Below are 20,976 nucleotides of genomic sequence, written 5' to 3' on the forward strand. Positions count from 1 at the left end.
ATGGCATGACTGCCATCCTCATTAAAATAACTGATAAAACGCGCTCACTTTCTTTTCCTGACTGTCAGCGTTCCCCGGCCACCCGTTAACAGAAAAACGCTCGCCTGTTCACTATCCATCACGCTTTTCATGGACGATCAGTTGCTATCTGCTAATTTTTAAGCTGTTGCCCTGGTGCAGAGAAAAACAACAATATGATTAACACCCTTAAACTTTCCTCTGATTTTCGGCGCAGTTTCTTGCGTGAAGTGCTGGTGCCGCTGGTGGCTATCCTTGTGCTGACATTTGCCGGTGCAGGTACGGCACTGTTTATTGGCACATCACTGACCAATACTGAGGCCCGGCATCAGCAACAGCGGATGATTGAGGCCTCTTTTTCGCAAAGTCTGAATGAGCATCTGCGCCAGTTGCATAGCCTGTCACGCTGGCGTCCCTTTGAGGAGCATCTGGCAGAGAGCAACAGCGACAGGTGGCTGGATGAGAACATCGGGCAGTGGCTCTATGAGATGTTCGGTCATCAGCTGATTATGGTGCTGGATGCGCAAAACCAGATCGTCAGAGTGTGGCGTGAAGGCCAGACCGTCTCCGCAGCAGAGAGTGATCCGCTGATTGGTGATGTGCTGCAAAACACGCTGATCCAGGATCCCAGGCGCCAGGATAACGCCGATTATGCCCGTATCACCCAGCGTGCTGCGGCACTTGCCGTGGGTAACATCCAGCGGGATAGCGATGACCTGCCGCGCTTCCGGCTGGTGAGCCTGAAATTTCTCGATGACGGTTATCTGGCTAGCCTGGCGGAGCGCAATCAGCTGGAGGGACTGCACTTCTCCGACGGTTCGTCTCAGTCCGGCACCAGCGCGCGCTATCTGCTGATCGCCCAGGCGGGCGAGCCGGTCGGCTATCTCAACTGGATCCCCTCCCGTCCGGGCGCGCAGATGCTGCGTACTATCGGGCCGTCTACCGGGCTGGCGGTGCTGGCGATATCGCTGCTCTGCCTGTATATGGTGCGGCGACTCTGGAACTCATCGGTTAACCTCTCGCAATCGATGCTCCGGCTTGGCGCGTCAGAAGCGCAGGCGCAGCATCTGGCATATCATGATGTGCTGACCGGACTGCCGAACCGCGCGCTGGTGGAAGACCGGCTGACCCAGGCGCTGGCGCTGGCGACGCGCAACGATCTGCGGGTAGCGCTGCTGCTGATCGATCTCGACCGCTTTAAGGCTGTCAACGATACCCACGGTCATCATGCTGGCGATGAGCTGATCATCGCGGTGGCGCAGCGCCTGAACCGTATCGTGCGTGCCAGCGATACCGTGGGACGCATCGGCGGCGATGAATTTATCGTGGTGATGCCGGAGGTCGATAACATCGGTCAGGTGAACAGCCTGGCGCAGCGCATGATCGACGAGCTGGCTCAGCCGTTTACCCTGTTCGGCAGCGATGTCTGGAGCGGGGCCAGTATCGGACTGGCGCTGGCACCTAAAGACGGCATCGATCGGCTGGAGCTGATGCGCAAAGCCGATATTGCGCTGTATGAAGCCAAAAGTGGCGGACGTGGCCGGTTTCGTCAGTTTGAACGGGCGATGGATGAGTCAGTGCAGACGCGGCAGACCATTGCCGCCGATCTGCGTACGGCACTGCAAACCCGACAGGGACTGGAAGTGTGGTATCAGCCCCTGATGGACGTTGGCGGTCAGCAGATGGTCGGCATCGAGGCGCTGCTGCGCTGGCATCACCCGACACGCGGCCTGATCGCACCCGGTGAATTTATCGCGATTGCCGAAGAGACCGGCCTGATTATCCCGCTGGGCGAATGGGTGCTGGCTGAAGCCTGTGCCACTCAGCAGCGCTTTCCCGATTTGCTGGTGGCGGTCAATGTCTCGCCCGTACAGTTCCGCTCTACCGGCTTTGTTGACCATGTGATGACGATTGTCAGCCAGCACGGCGGTGACCCAAAGCGGCTGGAGCTGGAAATCACCGAAGGCGTGTTAATCGAGGATGAACGCGAAGCACGCGAGATTATTGTGTCGCTGCGTGAGGCGGGCTTCCGCATCGCGCTGGATGACTTCGGTACCGGCTACTCCAGCCTCAACTACCTCAGCACCTTCCCGGTGGACAAAATCAAAATCGACCGCTCGTTCACCCAGTCGCTGGGCGTGGCGGAAAATTCCGTGGCGATTGTCGAGTCCGTGGTGAAACTGGGTCACGCCATGGGCCTGATGGTGACGGCAGAAGGTGTGGAGACCGCAGGGCAGATGTCTGCACTGGCAGATGCAGGCTGTAATCAGTTACAGGGCTATCTGTTCAGTCAGGCAGTGCCCGCCGATCAGCTTGCGGCACTGATGAGATTACCTGCCCCAGAGGAGACGCAGCGGGAATAGTGCTGCGCATAGCCTGAGCGGATAATGGCGATCAGGCTATGCAGAATCGCCCTGAGAATCAGGGCAGCACCCCTTGCTGTGTGATGCATAATGCTACACGCCCAGGCTATCCAGCAGCGCGGCCGACGTAGCGACCGCGCCAAAGATGCCGCCCTGCATATGGATCATGCTCAGCGCCGCCTCATGATGACGCCGCTCGGTTGCGGCACAGCAATCGGCGAGCACCAGACACTCAAAGCCGCGATCGTTGGCTTCGCGCAGCGTGGTGTGGACGCAGACATCGGTGGTAATGCCTGTGAGGATCAGGTTACGGATACCGCGACTGCGCAGAACCAGCTCCAGATCGGTGGCGTAAAACGAACCCTTCCCTGGTTTATCAATGACCACTTCATCCGGCAACGGTGCCAGCTCCGGGATAATCTCCCAGCCCGGTTCACCGCGCACCAGAATACGGCCACAGGGTCCCACATCGCCGATCCCGGCGTTCATCCGTCGCGAGCGCCAGCGTTTGTTAGCGGGCAGATCGCTGAGGTCGGGCCGGTGCCCTTCGCGGGTATGAATAATCGGAAACTGCCGGACGCGCATCGCCGCCAGCACCTGTTGCAGTGGGGCGATGGGCGCGCGGGTCAGGCTCACGTCATAGCCCATGCTGTCGACATAGCCGCCAACGCCACAGAAATCGGTCTGCATATCAATCACGATCAGCGCCGTTTCAGCCGGGGTAAAGCTGCCGTCAAACGGCCAGGCGTAGGGGGTCGAATTAACGCTGTAATCGGGCATTGCTGTTCTCCATTACCGGGCGCGGCATGCGCATTTTAGTGATCACGCTGTAGCTGATGGCGGCGGTCACCAGACCGATTACCGCTTCGCCAAACTGCGGGAAAGCCACATGGGCGATGACCGCACACAGGCTGCCAATCGCCCAGGCGGCAAACGCGGTGCCACGGAAACGCTGCGCCGGACGCTGCTCGCTGATGCGCGCCATGAAAATCAAATCCACAATCATCACCGCACCAAACGGCGGCACCACAATCCCCAGCAGGCTGAGCCACGCCAGGAAGTAAGACCAGACGCCCGCCAGCGCCAGCACGCCGCCAATGGCTCCCAGAATCAGCGTCCAGAGCCGCATTTTGCTGCTGAACAGATGACTGAAACCCACCGCGCCGTTGTAGAGACAGTGTGTGCAGACCGACCCCAGATTGATAAAGACAAACAGACAGGCCACTATCGACAGGAAGGCGCTGTGCCCCATCAGCATCGGCAGGAAGTTCCCGCCATTGGTCAGCGGATCAACCGCCGCGCCCACCGCCACAATCACCACGCCGAACAGATAGGAGATCACATTGGCGACCGGGAACGCCGAGAACGCGGCGATCACCGCCGAGCGGCCATTCTTCGACCAGCGGGTAAAGTCAGCGGTCATGGTGCCGGAGTCGGCAAAGCCGGCCACCACCATAGTGACAGCGGTGCCCATGCTCATCGCACCGGCGGCGCTGGCGCTGCCCTTCCACTGCGTCACGATGGAGAAGTCGTGCTGTTTGCCGATCAGCCATAGCGCTACTATCCCCAGCACCACAAACAGCGGCGCGGCAATCATCCCCAGCACCGACAGTGCCCGCACGCCCAGGAACGTGATACCGGTATAGAGGATCATGGCAAAAGCCGTCACCGCCAGCGCATTCCAGCCAAAGGTCTGGTTAATGACCGTACCGGTAAGACCCGTCTGGAAAGCATACCAGCCGATCACCACCGTCGAGAGAAAACCCGAGACCAGAATGTAGCCTTTGCTGCCAAAGGTGCGTCTGGCCTGTAAAGCAAAGTTCATCCCGGTGTTACCGGCGAACCAGCTCAGCGCACCGACATAGGCGAACAGCACCAGGTTGCCCAGCAGAATAGCAATCAGCGCGGGCCAGAAGCCCAGGTGCCAGGTGATAATGCCGCCAAACAGCGCGTTGGTGAGGATCATCGGGAATCCAAACCAGACCGCCGAGACGGAGCGGGTGGAATGACGATGCGACAGCGGCACCGGCTCATGTTCAAACTCCTGCTCCAGCGCAGGTGTATCAGATGTTTTCATTGGGCGATTCCGGGTTGAAGGTGATTCCACGGCTGAATGCGCTCGAAAGCGGCACTGGCAGCCAGCACTAACGCATCATCAAGATGACGTCCGACAATCTGCATCCCGACGGGCAGGCCGCTGGCGGTAAAACCGGCGGGCACGGACGCGGCGGGCTGTCCGGTGAAGTTGAACGGGTAACAGAACGAGAGCCAGTGATCGTTGCGGACCATACGGCCATCGATGATCTCCGGTCCCTGCATCCCCAGCGGAAATGGCGGCACTGCCAGCGTCGGCGTGATCAACAGATCAAAGCGCTGCATAAAGCGCCACAGGCTGTTGCTGACCGCTTTGCGGGTGGCGATGGCATCGGTAAAGTTTTCCGCCCGCCAGTCGCGCTGCAGCATGGCGACCAGATGCGGCGACATCGCGCTGCCCTGCTCCGCCATCATCTGGCGCATGCCGTTAAGATCGCTCTCCATCGCCACCAGCGCGCCAAAGGCGGCAGCCTGATCCGGGAAACCGGGATCGGCCAGTTCCAGCTCCGCACCGATTTCAGCGGCAAAGCGTTGCACCGCCGCGCTGACCACCGCCCGCACTTCCGGGTCAACCGCCACATAACCAAAGTCCGCGCTGAAGGCGATACGCAGTTTGCCGGGCAGCTGTTCTGGTGCACCCAGCCAGTCAACGTCGCTGCAGGGGATCGAGTGGCGGTCACGCATATCCGGCCCCGCCATCAGTGACATCATCAGGGCGGCATCGCGCACGCTGCGCGTCATCGGCCCGATGTGTTCCAGCGACTCCCAGCTCGACACGCCGGGATAGCGCTCATCGCGGCAGCCGGGCCACAACGGCACCCTGCCCATTGACGCCTTAAAGCCAAAAATGCCGCAGTGCGCCGCCGGAATGCGTACCGAGCCGCCGCCGTCGCTGCCCAGTGCAATCGGGCAGAGTCGCGCCGCTACCGCCGCGCCGGAGCCGGCACTGGAACCGCCTGGCGTCATCCCCAGATTCCAGGGATTGCGCGGCGACGGAAACAGCGGATTGTGTCCGACACCGCTGTAACCAAACTCAGGCGCGGTGGTTTTGCCCAGCAGGATGGCGTCGGCGGCCAGCAATCGCTCCACCGTGATGTCGTCATCTTCCGGTACGAAATCTTTGTACGCCGCCGAACCGGAGGTGGTTCGGACATTAGCGGTGCAGATTAAATCTTTCACCGCCAGCGGCACGCCTGCCAGCGCGCCCAGCGTTTCTCCACGCGCCCGTCGGGCATCCACTTCTCTGGCCTGTGCCAGCGCCAGTTCGGGGGTCGGCGTACAAAAGGCCTGTATCACCAATTCCCGCCGTTCCATCCGCGCGAGTGCTGCCCCGATCAGCTCGCAGGCCGAGACTTCCCCGCTGCGGATCAGTGCGGCCATCGTGGTGGCATCTTCGTCTAATAAGGAGTCAAACATGAGTAACCTCGCCAGAATTGTACCTGTCAGCTAGTGCATGAAGCGTGCCAGATAGCGGTGATGCGAGCGGTCTGAGACAGGGATGCCAGATGGAATACGGCCTGGGATACAAGATCGAATTCTTATGATGTCGGGGGTGGGTGGCTGTTTATTTTTTAAGCTCGATGATGGCGCAGGGCTGCGCGATAAGGGGGCGTGATAGGTGAATGGTTTGCGGTCTGGCTTACAAAACGATGTTGTTAATCAGCAAGAGCAGATGAAATGCTGGAATGCATAACCACACTTTTAATATGGATATTCGACGGATCTCAGCAGTAACTGAAAAATCGATTTTCAGGGATTTATACATTACGGCAGGGATGAGAAGTGCACATTGAAGAAAATATTTATCTCAAAACTACGAAATCAGGCGAAAAAGATTCATTTATGATCGCCAGATTTATCACAGCTACGTTTTTGTTGTCGGTAGCGAAACTTACACTGTCATCGTTGGCGACCGGATAGATGAACAGACCTTTATCCGCATCGGATATCGGATGCCAACAGGTATCTCCTTTCCGGTTAATGGCCTGGCTGAGGTTTGTTTTGACGTGTTCGATGGTCTGGATTGCCTGGGCGATTTTCGCCACATCAGCATTCCCGGATTAGGTAGTGCAGTCGTTTTAAAAAGCGTAGTACTTGCGTTAATGGCACACCATGAAAGCTTCTCTATCGGCGGTTTTATTTTCCAGCCTGCGTCGGGAGAGATCGCTGAACGCAATCGTCCGACTCCCCTGGAAGAGATTTATGACGCCATGCTTGGGTTAAAAAATGAACTACGCTACAATCGCCGAACAGGGTTGCCAAAGAAAGCGCCGCAACCTTTAATCCCGGACTGTTTCCAGGCTTATAAAGTAGTGACTACAGGGAGAGCTTGCTATGTCGTTTTATGATACACACGATGAAACAACCCCTTTGGCTCCGGTTGAAACCCGATATAAGGAGTTAAGGGCACTTTTGATTGCTGAGTGGCTGGCCCGGCCCGATCTGCCCGCCATTAAAGCCCAGTTAGCTCAGGCGAGAAAACGTTCCTCATCTGCCCTGTTGCGCCGTAAGCTGAAAGAGCTGAATGCGCGTGAAACGCAGGAAGCTAAGGCACTCGATTAGCGCTTAAAGGCCCGATAAACGGGCCTTTCGTATTTTAACGGCTTCCCGCCACCCACAGAGCACTCACCTCTATTCCGGAAAATCCGTCTCCACTGACGTCTGTTTCCACGCTTCGATCTCAGCCAGGCGCTCTTTGAGCTTGCTGGTCACGGCGTCATGGCCCCAGGCCCCCATCACCAGATGGCGTGGCGGGTTGTCATGTTCGGTGATGGCGATCATCGCCGCGGCGGCCCGTGCCGGATCACCTTTCTGAGTACCGCTGTATTCGGACGTCGCTTTCATCCGCGCAGCCGCGGTCTCTGCATATTCCGGCAATTTACTCGGCGTCTGGTGCAGGGAGCGTCCGGCCCAGTCGGTGCGGAACGGGCCGGGCTCGACGCAGGTGACGTGAATGCCCAGCGGCCCCGCTTCCAGCGCCAGTGAATCGGACCAGCCTTCCACCGCATGTTTGCTGGCAGAGTAGTAGCCTGAGCTGGCAAAGCCAATCAGGCCTGCCACGGAGGTAATGTTGATGACATGACCGCTGCGCGCCTTGCGCATCGCAGGCAGCACAGCGCGCGTCAGGGCGAACAGGCCAAAAACGTTGGCATCAAACTGGGCGCGGATTTCACTTTCCACACCCTCTTCCACCGAGCTCTGATAGCCGTAACCGGCATTGTTAACCAGTACATCAATGGTGCCGAACGCGTCCAGTGCCGCGCTGACGGCCTGGTCGATGCTCGCCTGACGGGTCACATCCAGCGCCACCGCCAGTGCGTTGTCGTGTCCTTCAACCAGATCGGCAATCGACGACGTATCACGCGCCGTCACGACGACCTTAAAACCACGCGCGATGGTCTGCTGCGCCAGTTCACGACCAAAACCGGTCGAACATCCCGAGATTAACCAGACAGGGCTGGAATGAGCAGTCATAACAAGACTCCCGTTGAGTATGAAGAAGGGGTTTAAGACCCGGACGCGAGTGCATCCGGGGATCAAGGTTAGCGAGGCGCGACCGCCTCACTTAGCCCTTAATGCTTTTTATGAAACAGCTGACTGGCGGTGTCGCTGATGATCTGCGCGGCCCCGCGATCGCCCTTCACCATCGACGCCATAAAGGCTTTTGCCTGCTTAAGGGTGATGTGCGGCGGTAACGGCGCGACCTCCGGATCGGTTTTCACCTCCAGCAAGACCGGGCGATCGGCACTGAGCGCACGCTGCCAGGCACCGGCCAGATCGTCCGGGTTATCGACAAAAATGCCGACCATCCCCAGCGACTGCGCAAACTCGGCATACTTCACGTCCGGCAGCTGCTGCGAGGCGTCGAAGCGCGGATTACCCTCCATCACGCGCTGCTCCCAGGTGACCTGATTAAGATCCTGGTTGTTGAACACGCAGACGATCAGGCGCGGATCGGCCCACTGCTGCCAGTATTTCTGGATGGTGATCAGCTCAGCCATGTTGTTCATCTGCATCGCGCCATCACCCACCAGCGCCACCACCGGTTTCTCCGGGTGAGCAAATTTCGCTGCAATCGCGTAAGGCACCGCCGCGCCCATACAGGCCAGGCCGCCGGAGAGCGAGGCACGCTGACCCTGTTTCACCCGATAGTCGCGGGCGAACCAGTTGGCGCAGGAGCCGGAATCCGACGTGACAATCGCGTTGTCCGGCAACTGAGGTGACATCTCCCACACCACCCGCTGCGGATTGACCGGATTAGCGGGTGCCATGGCGCGCTCTTCCATCAGCGTCCACCAGTCACGTACCTGAACCGCGATATCCTCCTGCCAGCTGCGATCCTCTTTGTGGGTGAGCAGCGGCAGTAGCGCACGCAGGGTTTCAGCCGCATCGCCATGCAGATTGACTTCGCTGGGATAGCGCAGGCCAAGCATAGCGGGATCGATGTCTATCTGAACCGCACGCGCCTTGCCCTCTTCCGGCAGAAATTCCGTCCACGGGAAGCCGCTGCCGATCATCAGCAGCGTGTCACAGTTCTGCATTAAATCGGATGAAGGTTTGGTACCGAGCAGGCCAATCGAGCCGGTAACAAAAGGCGCATCGTCCGGCAGCACATCTTTGCCAAGCAGCGCTTTCGCCACGCCTGCACCCAGCACATTGGCGACCTGCACCACCTCAACGGCGGCGTCGCGTGCGCCTGCGCCAATCAGAATCGCCACTTTTTTACCGGCGTTAAGCACCTCGGCGGCGCGTTGCAGGTCCGCTTCGTAAGGAATGACTTTAGGACGCTGATAGCCGCTGCCGGAATGGGTAAAGCCATGCAGATGCTGCGGCGGCTGCCACTCTTCATCCTGAATATCTTTAGGAATGATGATCACCGCCACGCCGTTTTGCGCCTTGGCGATGCGCACGCCGCGATCCAGCAGATGGCGCACCTGCGTCGTGGTCGAGGCTTCCTGAACGAAGTTGGCGACGTCCGAGAAGATGCGATCCAGGTTCATCTCCTGCTGGTAGCTGGCACCCCGCGCGGTCGCTTCTGCCTGTCCGGCAATTGCCAGCACCGGGGCATGGTCCATTTTGGCGTCATAGAGTCCGGTCAGCAGGTGGGTTGCACCCGGTCCGCCAGTCGACAGGCAGACGCCCAGCTCGCCGGTAAATTTCGCGTGTCCGGCCGCCATAAAGGCCGCCATCTCTTCATGGCGCACCTGAATAAATTCGATGCCGTCGCCTTTGGCATTCGCACGCTGAATCGCCCCCAGCACGCCGTTAATCCCGTCTCCCGGGTAGCCGTAAATGCGTGTGACGCCCCACTCTTTCAGTCGCTGGACAAAAAAATCACTGGTTTTCATGCTCATCGTCGCGTTTCCCCTCGTTGTCCTTACAGACTTAAAGCGTAGTAGACGATGAGCCATCGCCGTCAACTGTTCGCCATTGCCGGGTATCGCTGACGCAAATCACTGAATATTTGATTCATATCCGCCGTTTCGCCTCTTTCCTCCACCACCCGGAATACCTGGGTTTTCAGGAAGTGACGCCAGCTCACCGGCGCGCTGGCCAGAAAGGCGGTCAGCAACTGATAACGCTGTGGCGTCCAGAGCGTTTCGAAGCGCTGGCGTGCTTCGCCGTGCTCAAAATGATGCACTGGATGCTGTGGCATGTCAGCGCGCAGGCGTTCTGTGGCTTCACGATCCACGCGGTTATCTGTCACCACCACGCCATACTGCGCTCTGGCCGCCGCCACGCTGAGATAGCCACAGCGCACATCCTGCATGACTGCCTCACTATCGCGCTGCGATGGCAGGCCGTAACCGCCCGCGCCGGGGCCGCGTACGTCGACCACGTCACCCGGCTGACAGTGGATGACATCGGTATTACCGTGATTAATAACTTCACCGTTGCGCCGGGTACGGAAGATCGACAGCGCGCCGCTCTGCCCGCCCACTACACCCGCCGAGGCAAACACCGACCGGTTACGGTTGCGCGCGGTAATGATGGTGTTGGGCGAGAAAATCTCTAACGCCATTTCGGTGGCTAAGCCGCCGCGATAGCGACCGGCGCCGGCGCTGTCCTGCGCCAGTCCGTAGCGATGGAAGCGAATCGGCACTTCCGCTTCGTTGATCTCAATCGGGGTATTTTTCAGGAAAGCAGACAGGCCGCCGGAACCGTCGGGTCCGTCATGACGCGGCGTGCCGCCCGCGCCACCGCCCACCGGCCCCAGTGAGGCGACCACGCTGCGGTTGTGCGTCTGGGTACGGATGTTCATGATCGAGTTGCCGCCCGGTGAATTCGCAGGCAGGCGGTCCGGCATCGCCAGCGAGAAGACGCCAATCGTCGCAATCTGCGACAGCGCACAGGTCAGCGAGCGCATCCCTACCGCTGCGGGCGCTTCGCAGTTCATCACCGTGCCAGGCGGCAGAATCGCCCGGGTCGGCCGCAGCGTTCCGGCGTTGAGCAGCAGTGAACGATCCAATGTAGAAAGCACATAGGTAACGCCCACCAGCGCCAGCGGATGCCGCTCGCGCCCGCCGGTCGGCATGTTCAGCGACGACGCCAGCTGCGGGTCGCTGCCGGTGTAGTCCAGCTCCAGCCGATCGCCCTGCACCCGCAGCGTAATGGCGATGCGACAGGGATAGCCGCCCTCGCCATCTTCATCGGCGTAGTCGGCATAAAAGTATTCACCGTCGGGAATGGTACTGATAATCGTGCGCGCCTGCGCTTCAGCATAATCGAGAATGCCCTCAATGCCCTGCAAAAAATCATCAATGCCAAAGCGGGCAATGATGTCGTGGATTTTGCGCTCTCCGACGTTCACCGAGGCCAGCTGCGCCTTGAAATCGCCCCAGTTCTGGTCCGGCACCCGCACGTTGAGCCGCATAATGCTGGCGATCTCTTCATTAAGCTGCCCCTGTTGCATGATCTTCAGCGGCGGGATGCGGATCCCCTCCTGCACGATATCGGTCAGCGAGCGCGACAGCGAGGCAGGCACGGCGCCGCCGACGTCAGTGTTATGAATGTGGCCCACCACGAAACAGACGATTTCGCCCTGATGGAACACCGGCTTCCAGATGTGGATATCGGGCGAGTGAGTCGCCACGTTGCCAGCGTAGGCGTCGTTGGTGATGCAGATATCGCCCTCGACGTACTCTTCTATCAACGCCAGCACCGGCGCATAGTCGATGCCGCTGTACCAGGGCGCGCCAAAGCTGCGCGGCGAGGCAAACGCCAGCCCGCTGCGGCTGACAATCTGACAGGAGAAATCTTCCGTCTCTTTCACAAAGGTGGAGTGCGCGGTGCGCATCAGTGTAAAGGCCATCGCATCGGCCGCAGCAGCGCAGTAGTTCGCCAGGATCTGTAAGTTACGTCCGTCAATCGCCATGTTATGCCTCGTTCGCCGTGATCAGCAGGTTACCGAATGAATCGACCGTGACGCCCATGCCGGGCGGCACGCAGGTAGTGCAATCGTCCTGGGCGATGATGACCGGCCCACTGAGCTGATGTCCGGCGCGCAGCATCGAACGCAGCACTAAATCGACCTGATGCCAGCCGCCGTCGATCCAGGCTCGGGTCTGTTTCAGCACCGGTACGGGTGCTGTGGCGGGGGGAAGTGTGTTGATCACCGGTTTCGGCGTCGGCGAGGCGATGACCAGCCGCAGGTTGATCAACTGCACCGGTGCCTGCGGGTCACAATGACCAAACAGCTGTTGATGCTGGCGATCAAAGGCATCATGCAGCGCAGCGAAGTCCGCCTGCGTCAGCCAGCTCGCCTCCAGCGGCACGTCGATCTCAAACGACTGACCGCGATAGCGCATATCCGCGCTGAACTGCAGGCTGTATGACATGTCGCTGCCGTGCTCCTGCGCCAGCCAGCCGCAGGCGCGCTGCTGCAAGGCTTCGGCTTCACTGGCTAAGGTGTCGGCCAGCGCAGGCGTCAGATCGCCGTAGAGCGTACGGATAAAGTCGTTGCGGATGTCCGCCACCAGCCCGCCCAGCGCGGAGAGCACGCCCGGCGTCGGCGGCACGATCACCCCTTTCATGTTCAGTTCGCGGGCGAGAAAACAGCCCATCATCGGCCCCGCGCCGCCAAAGGCAAGGAACCAGAATTCACGGGGATCGAGGCCAAAGCGCGACAGCAGGCCGCTGGTGTCGCTGTACATGCTGGAGATGGCCAGCTGGATAGCGGTTTCGGCGGTTTCTTCGACCGAAATAGCCAGCGCATCCGCCAGCGGCTGCCAGGCAGCACAGGCGGCGGCGACATCCACCGTCACCGCGTCATAACCCAGCGCACCGTGGCCCATCATGCCGCAGGCGGCAAAGGCATCGGTGGCGGTCGGCTGCGTGCCGCCGCGCTGGAAGCAGACCGGACCCGGCAGCGAACCGGCGCTGTCCGGCCCCATCTGCAATACGCCCTGCCCATCAAGCCACGCCAGCGAGCCGCCGCCCTGACCCACCGAGGTCACAGCGACGGAAGGAATAAAGATTGGAAAATCCCCGATGACTTCGCCGTTGCCCTGCGCCACCTTGCCGTCGATGATCACCGCCACGTCGGCGCTGGTGCCGCCGATATCCAGACTGAGAATTTTGTCAAAACCGCAGGCGCTAGCGAGATAGCTGGCGCCAATCACCCCGGAGGCGGTGCCGGAGAGCACCATCTGTACGCATTCGCGCTTCGCCTGGTCAACGCCCATTACCCCGCCGTTGGATTTGGTAATGCGCGGCGGCGGCTTCACGCCGAGCCGTTTCAGCGCCTGCTCAAAGGATTCCAGATAGTGGATTACCATCGGCTGCACGTAGGCGTTGATGGTGGCGGTAATGGTGCGTTCATATTCGCGGATGATCGGCCAGATGTCGGCGGAACAGGAGGTCAGTAGTTCAGGCGCCACCTCATCGATAATCGCTTTTACCGCCGCTTCATTGTGCCGGTTTCGATAGCTGTGCAGCAGCGAGACCACGATGCCCTGACAGCCGGCGGCGCGTGCCTGTCCGATAGCGTCGAGCACGCTCTGGCGATCCACCGGTTGCAGTATGTTGCCCTGCGCGTCGCTGCGTTCGCGGATGGCAAATACCCTGTCGCGGGTAATCAGCGGTGCGGCACGCCGTGAGAAAAGGTCGTGGATATGCGGGATTTTCAGCCGGGCCAGCTCCAGCACATCGCAGAAGCCCTCGGTGGCAAACAGCGCCAGCCGCACCCCGCGCCGCTGGATCACCGCGTTGATGCCTACCGTGGTGCCGTGAGTGAAGTAGCCAATTTCAGCGGGATCAATGCCCTGCTGCTGCTGAAACTGCGCCAGTCCGGTTAAGATTTCGCTGCCAGGCTTGTCCGGTCGCGACAGGACCTTCAGGGTGTGGATCTGGTTCGTTTGTTGATCGAGCACGGCGAAATCGGTAAAGGAACCACCAATATCCACGCCAACGCGGTATCGCATATCGGGTTAACTCCAGTGTCAGGAAGGGGGAAATTCCATCAGCGTCTCGGGATGTTGCACCACACGCCAGCCGAGCCGCTGGTAGACATGATGCGCGTCCTGGGTCGAGAGCATCCAGCGATGCACCGTTTGCAGCTCCGGGTGTTCCCGGACGCAGGTCGCCAGCCAGCTGCCCAGCCCGTGACCACGCCAGCTTTCATCAATCATCACGTCGCACAGCCAGCCAAAGCGGGTGTAGTCGGTGATCAGTCGGGCAAAACCAATCTGTGCCTGCTGGTGATAGAGGCCAAACGGCAGCGAACCGGCAATCGCCCGCCGGGTTTTCGCTTCCGGCTGGCCTTTAGCCCAGTAGGACTTCTCCGCCAGCTGAATATGGATCCAGGGCAGGTCGAGCCGCTGGCGATCGGTAGAGACAGTGAACGCATCGCGCTGCCACTGCTGGTCAGCAATCTGTAATGAGTCCATGACAACTCCTTGTATCGGTTGAATTCAGTGTAAAAGGGTTCGCTCAACGATTGAGGCCGTAGCACGCGACAAAACCGGACAGAGCGACTGAATTTTGGACAGGGAAAAAATTTTATGCTGAGGGAAAAATCGCAAAGGTTAAAGGGGCAGGAAGCCGGTCTGTGAGCAAAGGCGGGTGTGGTGAACAGCAGACAGAGACAATGCGTGTGGCCGCCCTCTCCACCGGGGAGGTGGCGAGGTGCGGCCAGCCGTTATACGCCGAATTCGACTGAGTTATGTTTACCGATGAGCGATCGTAACGGCACGCTGCTTTTCATGATGGGAGATTTGATGACGATATAGCTGAAGTACTTATCGATGCCGATCTGCGCGTCGAGCATCTTCTCAATCACTTCCTGGTAATGTTCAATGCTGCGGGTAATAAAGCGCAGCAGATAGTCATAGCCGCCGGTGATCAGATGGCACTCCATCAGTTCATCGACGTCGCGCATCGCACTTTCAAATTTCATAAAGTCTTCGCGGCGATGGCCGGACAGGGTGACTTCGGTGAAGACGGTCACTGAATCGGTGATGCGGGTGAGATTAATGTGCGCTTCATAACCGGTGATAAAACCGGCCTGTTCCAGACGTTTGACCCGTTGCAGACAGGGGCTGGGCGAGAGGCCTACGGCGTCGGCGAGGTTAACGTTGCTGATACGGCCATCTTTCTGGAGTTGCACCAGGATGTTGATGTCGATGCGGTCGAGTTTCATTAAGCCGTTCATAGCACCCCCCTCATTGTCAGAGCCTGTTGGGCCAGGCGCTCAATCAAATGTTCAGAACCTCCCGAAGATATAACATGCTTTACCGTAAACGCGCCAGCGCTTCGCAGTGGTTATACCAGCGGGAGATTTTCAAATTACTCTAACAAAATCAATGAGGAATGCGGCTTAACCCAGCCGACCGGTGGCACGGGCCAGCGCAATATCGAAAATATGCAGCGCCTCTTCCAGCTGTGAGTCGGTGGTGACCAGCGGTGCCAGGAAACGGATGGTGTTGCGATGCAGGCCGCACTTGATCAGCAGCAGGCCTTCCTGACAGGCGCTGTCGAGGATCTTCTGAGTCAGTGACGCATCGGGACGACCGGTTTCGAAATCGAGAATCTCCACCGCCTGCATAAAGCCCACGCCGCGCACGTCACCGATGCAGGCATATTTATCCGCCAGCTGTCGCAGACGGGCATTGAGCTGTTCGCCGAGCTGACAGGAGCGCTGCAGCAGGTTCTCCTGTTCAAACAGATCCAGCACCGCCAGCGCTGCCGCACAGCCCAGCGCATTGCCGCCGTAGGTGCCGCCTAAGCCGCCAGGCGTGGGCGCATCCATGATCGCCGCCCGTCCCACCACGCCGGAAATCGGCAGACCGCCGCCCAGACTTTTCGCCAGGGTGATTAAATCCGGTTTGATACCCAGCTGCTGGAAAGCGAACATCGTGCCGGTACGTCCGAAGCCGGACTGCACTTCATCACAAATCAGCAGAATGCCGTGCTGGCTGGTAATGCGACGCAGCGCCTGCATAAAGGCTGGTCCGGCGGGCAGGAAGCCGCCATCGCCCTGAACCGGCTCGATGATAATCGCCGCCACACGCTCCGGCAGGATCTGCACCGTGAACAGTTGATCCAGCGCCTTCAGGCAGTCCGCTTCCGTCACGCCGTGCAGTGGATTCGGGAAGGGCAGACGATAGATGTCGCCAGGGAACGGGCCAAAGTTCTGTTTGTATGGCGCGGACATGCCGGTCAGGGTAACGCCCAGCAGGGTGCGGCCATGAAACGCGCCATCAAACGCGATAATGCCGGGGCGCTGGGTGTGAGAGCGGGCAATCTTCACCGCATTTTCCACCGCTTCCGCGCCGCTGGTGAAGAAGACACTTTTGTACGCCTCATCGCCGCCCACCAGTTTGTTCAGCCGCTGCGCCAGCTCAATGTAGCCCGGATAGGCCACCACCTGAAAACAGGCGTGTGACACCAGACCAAGCTGGCGGGTCACCGCATTGACTACCGCCGGGTGATTGTGGCCGACATTCAGCACGCCGATGCCGCCAACAAAGTCGAGATAGCGATTGCCCTCAACGTCCCACACTTCACTGCCTCTGGCGCGTTCAATCACCAGCGGATGGGCGGTCACTACACCGCGCGGCACGTTCTGCTCGCGTGCATCCAGTAACAGGCTGTTATCGGAGTATGCTTGCTGCTCTGCCATGACATTCTGCATTTTAAACCCTCATCCACGTAACGTTCGGTTGGCTCAAGTATCGCAACCCGCTGGTTTCTCACGCTGCCGTAATTCCCCAGGCAGCGGCATTTCCTGTCAAAATCCCGCTGCATTCAGCAGGGAAATTTCTCTGCCAGCGCCTGACGCACCAGCGCGACAAAAACGTTAACGCCATACGGGATCAGCGCATCGTTGAAGTCATATGCGGCATGGTGCAATGGCTTACAGGGTGCCGATCCCAGCCACAGATAGGCTCCGGGACGCGCCTGTAGCATAAAAGCGAAATCTTCCGAGGTGAGCGCGGGTCTGGCCGCGGTGTCAGCCGGGATGCCTGCCTGCTTCAACGCCGCAAGGCAAAACTGCGCTTCCGTCGCGCTGTTAATCGTTGCCGGGTAGTAACGCTGATAGCTCACTTCTGTGTGCAACCCATGAGCCGCCGTGACGTGCTCCGCCATCTGGCGCAGTCGCGCTTCAATCGTATCCTGCGCCGCCGGGCTGAAGGTACGCACCGTGCCGGTGATACTCGCCTCGGCCGGGATCATGTTGTGTGAAAAGCCGCCCTGCATCCGTGTGACGGTAAGCAGCGCGGTTTCGCACGGATCCAAAGCGCGTGAAACCAGCGTATTGAGCTGTACCACCAGTTCACTGGTCGCCAGCAAAGTGTCACGCGTCAGGTGAGGCTGCGCGGCGTGACCGCCGCCGCCCAGCACCCGGATATCAAAGCGGTCGGCTGCTGCCATAATCGGGCCAGGGCGGGTCTCTACCTGACCGAGCGGCAGTTCCGGCCAGTTGTGAATGGCGTAGACCGCCTCACAGGGAAAGCGGCTGAACAGACCGTCGTCGATCATCGCTTTTGCACCCGCCAGTCCCTCTTCGGCTGGCTGGAAGATAAAGCAGACGCTGCCGTCAAAGCTGACGTCCCGCGCCAGTTTTTCAGCGGCACCCAGCAGCATCACCATATGGCCGTCGTGGCCACAGGCATGACTCACCTGCTCTGCCTGACTTTGCCATTCCGTGCCGCTCTGGTCCTGCATCGGCAGCGCATCCATGTCGGCGCGCAGGCCAATCATGCGTTCACTGCTGCCCTTCTTCAGTATCCCGACCACGCCGGTTTTACCGATGCCGCGATGCACCTCAATGCCCAGCTGGTGCAGGAAGTTCGCCACGATGTCGCTGGTGCGCTGCTCCTGAAAACCCAGTTCCGGGTGCGCATGCAGGTCGCGGCGCAGTGCGACTAAATGTTCCATCTTAATATCCTCGCGAACGGTCAATCTCACCGTGCAGCGGCTCGCCACGCTGGTAGCGCCGCAGGTTCTCCAGCAGGGCCGCAATGGCGCTCTCATTCTGCGTCTGGCTGGCAATGTGCGGCGTCAGCCAGATGGCGGGATGGTGCCAGAAGGGATGGCCCGGCGGTAACGGCTCCGGATCGGTGACGTCAACGACGGCGGCACGCAGCTGACCGCTCTCCAGTGCCATCAGCAGATCATCATCATTCAGCTGCGGGCCGCGCCCGGCCTGCACCAGCGCCGCGCCGTGCGGTAGCTGGCTGAACAGCGACTGATTCAGTAAACCCTGGGTGGTGTCGGTCAGCGGAAGCAGGCAGACCAGAATCTCGCTGTGTGCCAGGAAGTCAGCGAGTTGATCATTGCCGTACCAGCAGCGCACGCCGGGGCACTCGCGCGGTGTGCGGCTCCAGCCTGCGCAGTCAAAGCCCAGCGCCACCAGCTGCGCTAACGCGGCCTGCCCCAGTTCGCCCAGCCCCATCACGCCGACCCGACGCTGCCCGGCAGGTATGGCTGCATGAGGCTGCCACTGCTGCTGCCGTTGCTGATAGAAATAGCGCGGCATGTCGCGATGCAGACCGAGCACCGCGAAGGTGACATATTCCACCATGCCCTGCGTCAGGCCCGGCTCGATCATTCTTATCACAGGCAGGTCTGGCGGCAGCGCGCTGAAGTCAAACTGGTCGGCACCCGCCCCCACCGAGAACAGCAGTTTCAGCCGGGGAAACAGCGCCGGAATGTCTTCGGGTGGCTGCCAGGCGACCAGCGCTTCAACCTGCTCCGGATCACCGGTCTCCGGCCAGAGATGCAGCTGAATGTCAGGCGCATGCTCGGCCAGCCAGCGCTGCCAGATCCGGCCTCGTTCCGGCTCCGATTTATAGACGATATGCATCAGGCCATCGCCTGCGTCATCAGTCCAAATGCCTGCATACTCTGCGGCGTCCAGGGCGTGCCGCGCACCATGGTGGTGGGCGCATCGACCTGAGGAATATCAAGACTCTCAAGCCAGGCCGCCATCGGCAGCGCGGCGTCGGTGTCGATGCGCAGAAATTCACCCTGCAGCGACTGCATCAGTGAGGCGACCAGTGCCTGAGCCATCGGGAAATCCGCGGCTATCACCGGGCCAATCGCCCAGCCGTGACCAAAGCGGCGCAGGCTGGCGAAACCCTGAATCTGCTGCTGCGCATCCTCTAAAATCACTGTCTGGCAGTCGCGCAGCAGATGCTCAATCAGCGCCGGGCGATGCATGCCGTGTGCCTGCTGATCCCGCGTCACCAGCGTGTCATGATCGCCAGCCGTCGCCGGGCGCAGTTTCAGCCCCGCGGGGATCACCACCTCTGGCAGCGTGGTCACGGCACGCGTCTGGTGCTGGCGGATCTCACCACAGCTGACAAAGCCGAGCTTTTCATACAGCCCTTTGCCCATTTCGGTGGCGTGCAGACGCACGTTAACGTCGGGCACTTTTTCCAGCTGCGCCAGCATCAGCTGCTTGCCCAGGCCGCGTCCCTGCTGCTGGTTATCGATAATCACCAGTCCCACCGTGGCGGCATGGTCACCCCAGCGCCAGAGTACTGCGCTGCCAATCAGTTTGCCCTGCTCTTCTATTACCGTGCCCTCGCCCAGCTGCAGCGCCAGCTGCCAGTCTTCACGGCGATGGGGCCATTTCAGCACCTGGGTTAAGGTGAAACACGTTTCAATATCATCTGGCGTCATTGCGCGTATTGTCAGGCTCATTCGCGTTCTCCTTACATCATGCCTGGCGTTTCAAGTCCGCTGCCGTCAACCAGACGGCTGTAGCGGTACGGCTGAGGATCAACGATGGGTGTGGCGTCGGTCGCCAGGTCGGCAGCCAGTCGTCCGGCACCGGGTCCGATACCGAAGCCGTGGGCGCTGTAACCCGCTGAGAGCACCAGCCCCGGCAGTTTCGCCACGGTTGAGATCACCGGAATCGCGTCCGGGGTGCTGTCAATCATGCCGCCCCACGACTGCGCCAGCCGGAGATTCGCCAGCGCCGGATATTCACGCCGCATTGCCGCCAGGCCCTCTTCCACGATTTTTGCATCCGCTGCCGGATCGAGAATGCGCATCCGCTCAAACGGCGACTCGCGGTCGAATGACCAGCCCCCCATCGCTTCAGGGCCATTGAAGAACGGTGACAGGCCGAGATTCAGGGTCAGATTCTTGCGGCGGCTTTTAAAGGTCGGATAGAACTGACGGGCATAGCGCAGCCCCTGAGCGCCCGGCTCAAGACGTCCGCGGCCTGAGACTGAGACGGTATAGCTGCCATCCATTTGTGGGCGACAGGCAAAGCCCGGTGTGTAGAGCGGCATGGCGATCGCCTGCTCAATAGGCTGCGTGCGGAAGGCAGTGCCAATCACGTTGCCCAGCGGCAGGTCGATGCCGTGACGACGGCAGAACATGGAGGTCCAGGCCCCGGCGGCACAGATAACCCGGCTGGTTTTGATCAAACCGCGCTCGGTCCAGACGCCGCTGACCCGTCCGGCGGCAATATCCAGCCCGCGGACTGCGCACTGCTGAAACAGCAGTGCACCCTTTTTCTGCGCGCCCGCCACCAGCCCCGGTGCGGCCAGGCGCGGCTCGGCGTGACCATCGGTCGGCGACGAGAGACCGCCCAGCCAGTTTGTGGTGCTGCCGGGCGTCATTGCTTTAGCCTGCTCTGCGGTGAGAATCGAACTGCGCATGCCATAGCCTTTCGCCATCTGGTTCCACTTATCCCAGGCCGCGATATCCGACTCTTCCTGGGTGGCGTAGACCAGCCCGCTGCGGCGGAAACCCAGCTCTTCACCGGTTTCTTCACTTAGCTCACCCCAGCGTTGCAGCGCATAGATAATCAGCGGCAATTCACGCTCATCGCGGTTTTGCTGGCGGCACCAGCCCCAGTTGCGGCTCGACTGCTCAGCGCCAACCAGCCCTTTTTCAATCAGCACCACCTTCACTCCCTGCTTCGCCAGCTCCCAGGTGGCGGCGGCACCGGCGATACCGGCGCCAATCACCACCACATCGGCGGAATCGGGAAAGTCAGCACTGTCCTGTACATAACGAATCGGTGCGGGCATAACAAGAT

At 60.1% G+C, this 20,976-nt stretch carries 17 protein-coding genes; 3 read left to right on the forward strand and 14 right to left on the reverse strand.

All coding sequences use genetic code 11. From position 1 onward, the window contains the following. Positions 1 to 194 precede the first annotated feature (194 nt). A complete protein-coding gene (locus tag BY447_RS03800) occupies positions 195 to 2,381 on the forward strand; it encodes a putative bifunctional diguanylate cyclase/phosphodiesterase (RefSeq protein WP_110330555.1) in 2,187 nt (728 codons plus the stop codon). Between the two features lie 93 nt (positions 2,382 to 2,474). Here the strand turns inward: BY447_RS03800 and BY447_RS03805 are convergent, their stop codons facing one another. From BY447_RS03805 to BY447_RS03815, 3 genes are read right to left on the reverse strand one after another with little or no spacing between them, the layout of a single operon-like run. Continuing rightward, entirely contained in the window at positions 2,475 to 3,161 is a 687-nt protein-coding gene (locus BY447_RS03805) for a cysteine hydrolase family protein (RefSeq protein WP_110330556.1), read from the reverse strand. After that, positions 3,142 to 4,458 (reverse strand): purine-cytosine permease family protein, encoded by a 1,317-nt coding sequence (locus tag BY447_RS03810; protein WP_110330557.1) that lies wholly within the window; start codon positions 4,456 to 4,458, stop codon positions 3,142 to 3,144. The genes BY447_RS03805 and BY447_RS03810 overlap by 20 nt, the downstream gene beginning before the upstream one ends. After that, complete coding sequence (locus tag BY447_RS03815) at positions 4,455 to 5,891, reverse strand: amidase (RefSeq protein ID WP_110330558.1); 1,437 nt, start codon at positions 5,889 to 5,891, stop codon at positions 4,455 to 4,457. Before BY447_RS03815 ends, BY447_RS03810 begins: the two co-directional genes overlap by 4 nt. Before the next feature lie 536 nt (positions 5,892 to 6,427). Between BY447_RS03815 and BY447_RS03820 the strand changes: the two genes are divergently transcribed. Next, positions 6,428 to 6,823 carry a hypothetical protein gene (locus BY447_RS03820; protein WP_323859480.1) on the forward strand — a complete coding sequence of 132 codons (396 nt, stop codon included), beginning with the start codon at positions 6,428 to 6,430 and terminating at the stop codon, positions 6,821 to 6,823. Further along, the gene (locus BY447_RS03825) at positions 6,810 to 7,037 is read left to right on the forward strand and encodes a hypothetical protein (RefSeq protein WP_013358359.1); all 228 of its coding nucleotides are present in this window, start codon (positions 6,810 to 6,812) and stop codon (positions 7,035 to 7,037) included. Before BY447_RS03820 ends, BY447_RS03825 begins: the two co-directional genes overlap by 14 nt. 69 nt (positions 7,038 to 7,106) lie before the next feature. On the opposite strand, the gene BY447_RS03830 is transcribed toward BY447_RS03825, so the two are convergent. The 11 genes from BY447_RS03830 to BY447_RS03880 form a co-directional block, all read right to left on the reverse strand. Next, the gene (locus BY447_RS03830) at positions 7,107 to 7,949 is read right to left on the reverse strand and encodes an oxidoreductase (protein WP_110330559.1); all 843 of its coding nucleotides are present in this window, start codon (positions 7,947 to 7,949) and stop codon (positions 7,107 to 7,109) included. Between the two features lie 98 nt (positions 7,950 to 8,047). After that, complete coding sequence (locus tag BY447_RS03835; RefSeq protein WP_013358361.1) at positions 8,048 to 9,829, reverse strand: thiamine pyrophosphate-requiring protein; 1,782 nt, start codon at positions 9,827 to 9,829, stop codon at positions 8,048 to 8,050. Between the two features lie 62 nt (positions 9,830 to 9,891). Next, positions 9,892 to 11,850, reverse strand: a complete 1,959-nt coding sequence (locus BY447_RS03840) for a hydantoinase B/oxoprolinase family protein (RefSeq protein ID WP_110330560.1) — start codon at positions 11,848 to 11,850, stop codon at positions 9,892 to 9,894. A gap of 1 nt (position 11,851) precedes the next feature. Continuing rightward, positions 11,852 to 13,897, reverse strand: a complete 2,046-nt coding sequence (locus BY447_RS03845; protein ID WP_110330561.1) for a hydantoinase/oxoprolinase family protein — start codon at positions 13,895 to 13,897, stop codon at positions 11,852 to 11,854. Between the two features lie 18 nt (positions 13,898 to 13,915). Further along, positions 13,916 to 14,362, reverse strand: coding sequence for a GNAT family N-acetyltransferase (locus BY447_RS03850; protein ID WP_110330562.1), 447 nt, complete (start codon positions 14,360 to 14,362; stop codon positions 13,916 to 13,918). 251 nt (positions 14,363 to 14,613) lie between these two features. Further along, entirely contained in the window at positions 14,614 to 15,126 is a 513-nt protein-coding gene (locus tag BY447_RS03855; protein WP_010247853.1) for an Lrp/AsnC family transcriptional regulator, read from the reverse strand. 165 nt (positions 15,127 to 15,291) lie between these two features. Continuing rightward, complete coding sequence (gene gabT / locus BY447_RS03860) at positions 15,292 to 16,608, reverse strand: 4-aminobutyrate--2-oxoglutarate transaminase (RefSeq protein ID WP_110330563.1); 1,317 nt, start codon at positions 16,606 to 16,608, stop codon at positions 15,292 to 15,294. 113 nt (positions 16,609 to 16,721) lie between these two features. Beyond that, complete coding sequence (locus tag BY447_RS03865) at positions 16,722 to 17,855, reverse strand: M20 aminoacylase family protein (protein WP_110330564.1); 1,134 nt, start codon at positions 17,853 to 17,855, stop codon at positions 16,722 to 16,724. A gap of 1 nt (position 17,856) precedes the next feature. Further along, on the reverse strand, positions 17,857 to 18,783 hold the full coding sequence (locus BY447_RS03870) for a 2-hydroxyacid dehydrogenase (RefSeq protein ID WP_110330565.1): 927 nt from the start codon (positions 18,781 to 18,783) through the stop codon (positions 17,857 to 17,859). Beyond that, positions 18,783 to 19,625, reverse strand: coding sequence for a GNAT family N-acetyltransferase (locus tag BY447_RS03875; RefSeq protein ID WP_110330566.1), 843 nt, complete (start codon positions 19,623 to 19,625; stop codon positions 18,783 to 18,785). The genes BY447_RS03870 and BY447_RS03875 overlap by 1 nt, the downstream gene beginning before the upstream one ends. 11 nt (positions 19,626 to 19,636) lie before the next feature. Beyond that, positions 19,637 to 20,968, reverse strand: a complete 1,332-nt coding sequence (locus BY447_RS03880) for an NAD(P)/FAD-dependent oxidoreductase (protein WP_110330567.1) — start codon at positions 20,966 to 20,968, stop codon at positions 19,637 to 19,639. Positions 20,969 to 20,976: the final 8 nt, after the last annotated feature.

It is taken from the genome of Pantoea sp. JKS000250 (genome assembly GCF_003201065.1).
Classification (GTDB): Bacteria; Pseudomonadota; Gammaproteobacteria; order Enterobacterales; family Enterobacteriaceae; genus Pantoea; species Pantoea vagans.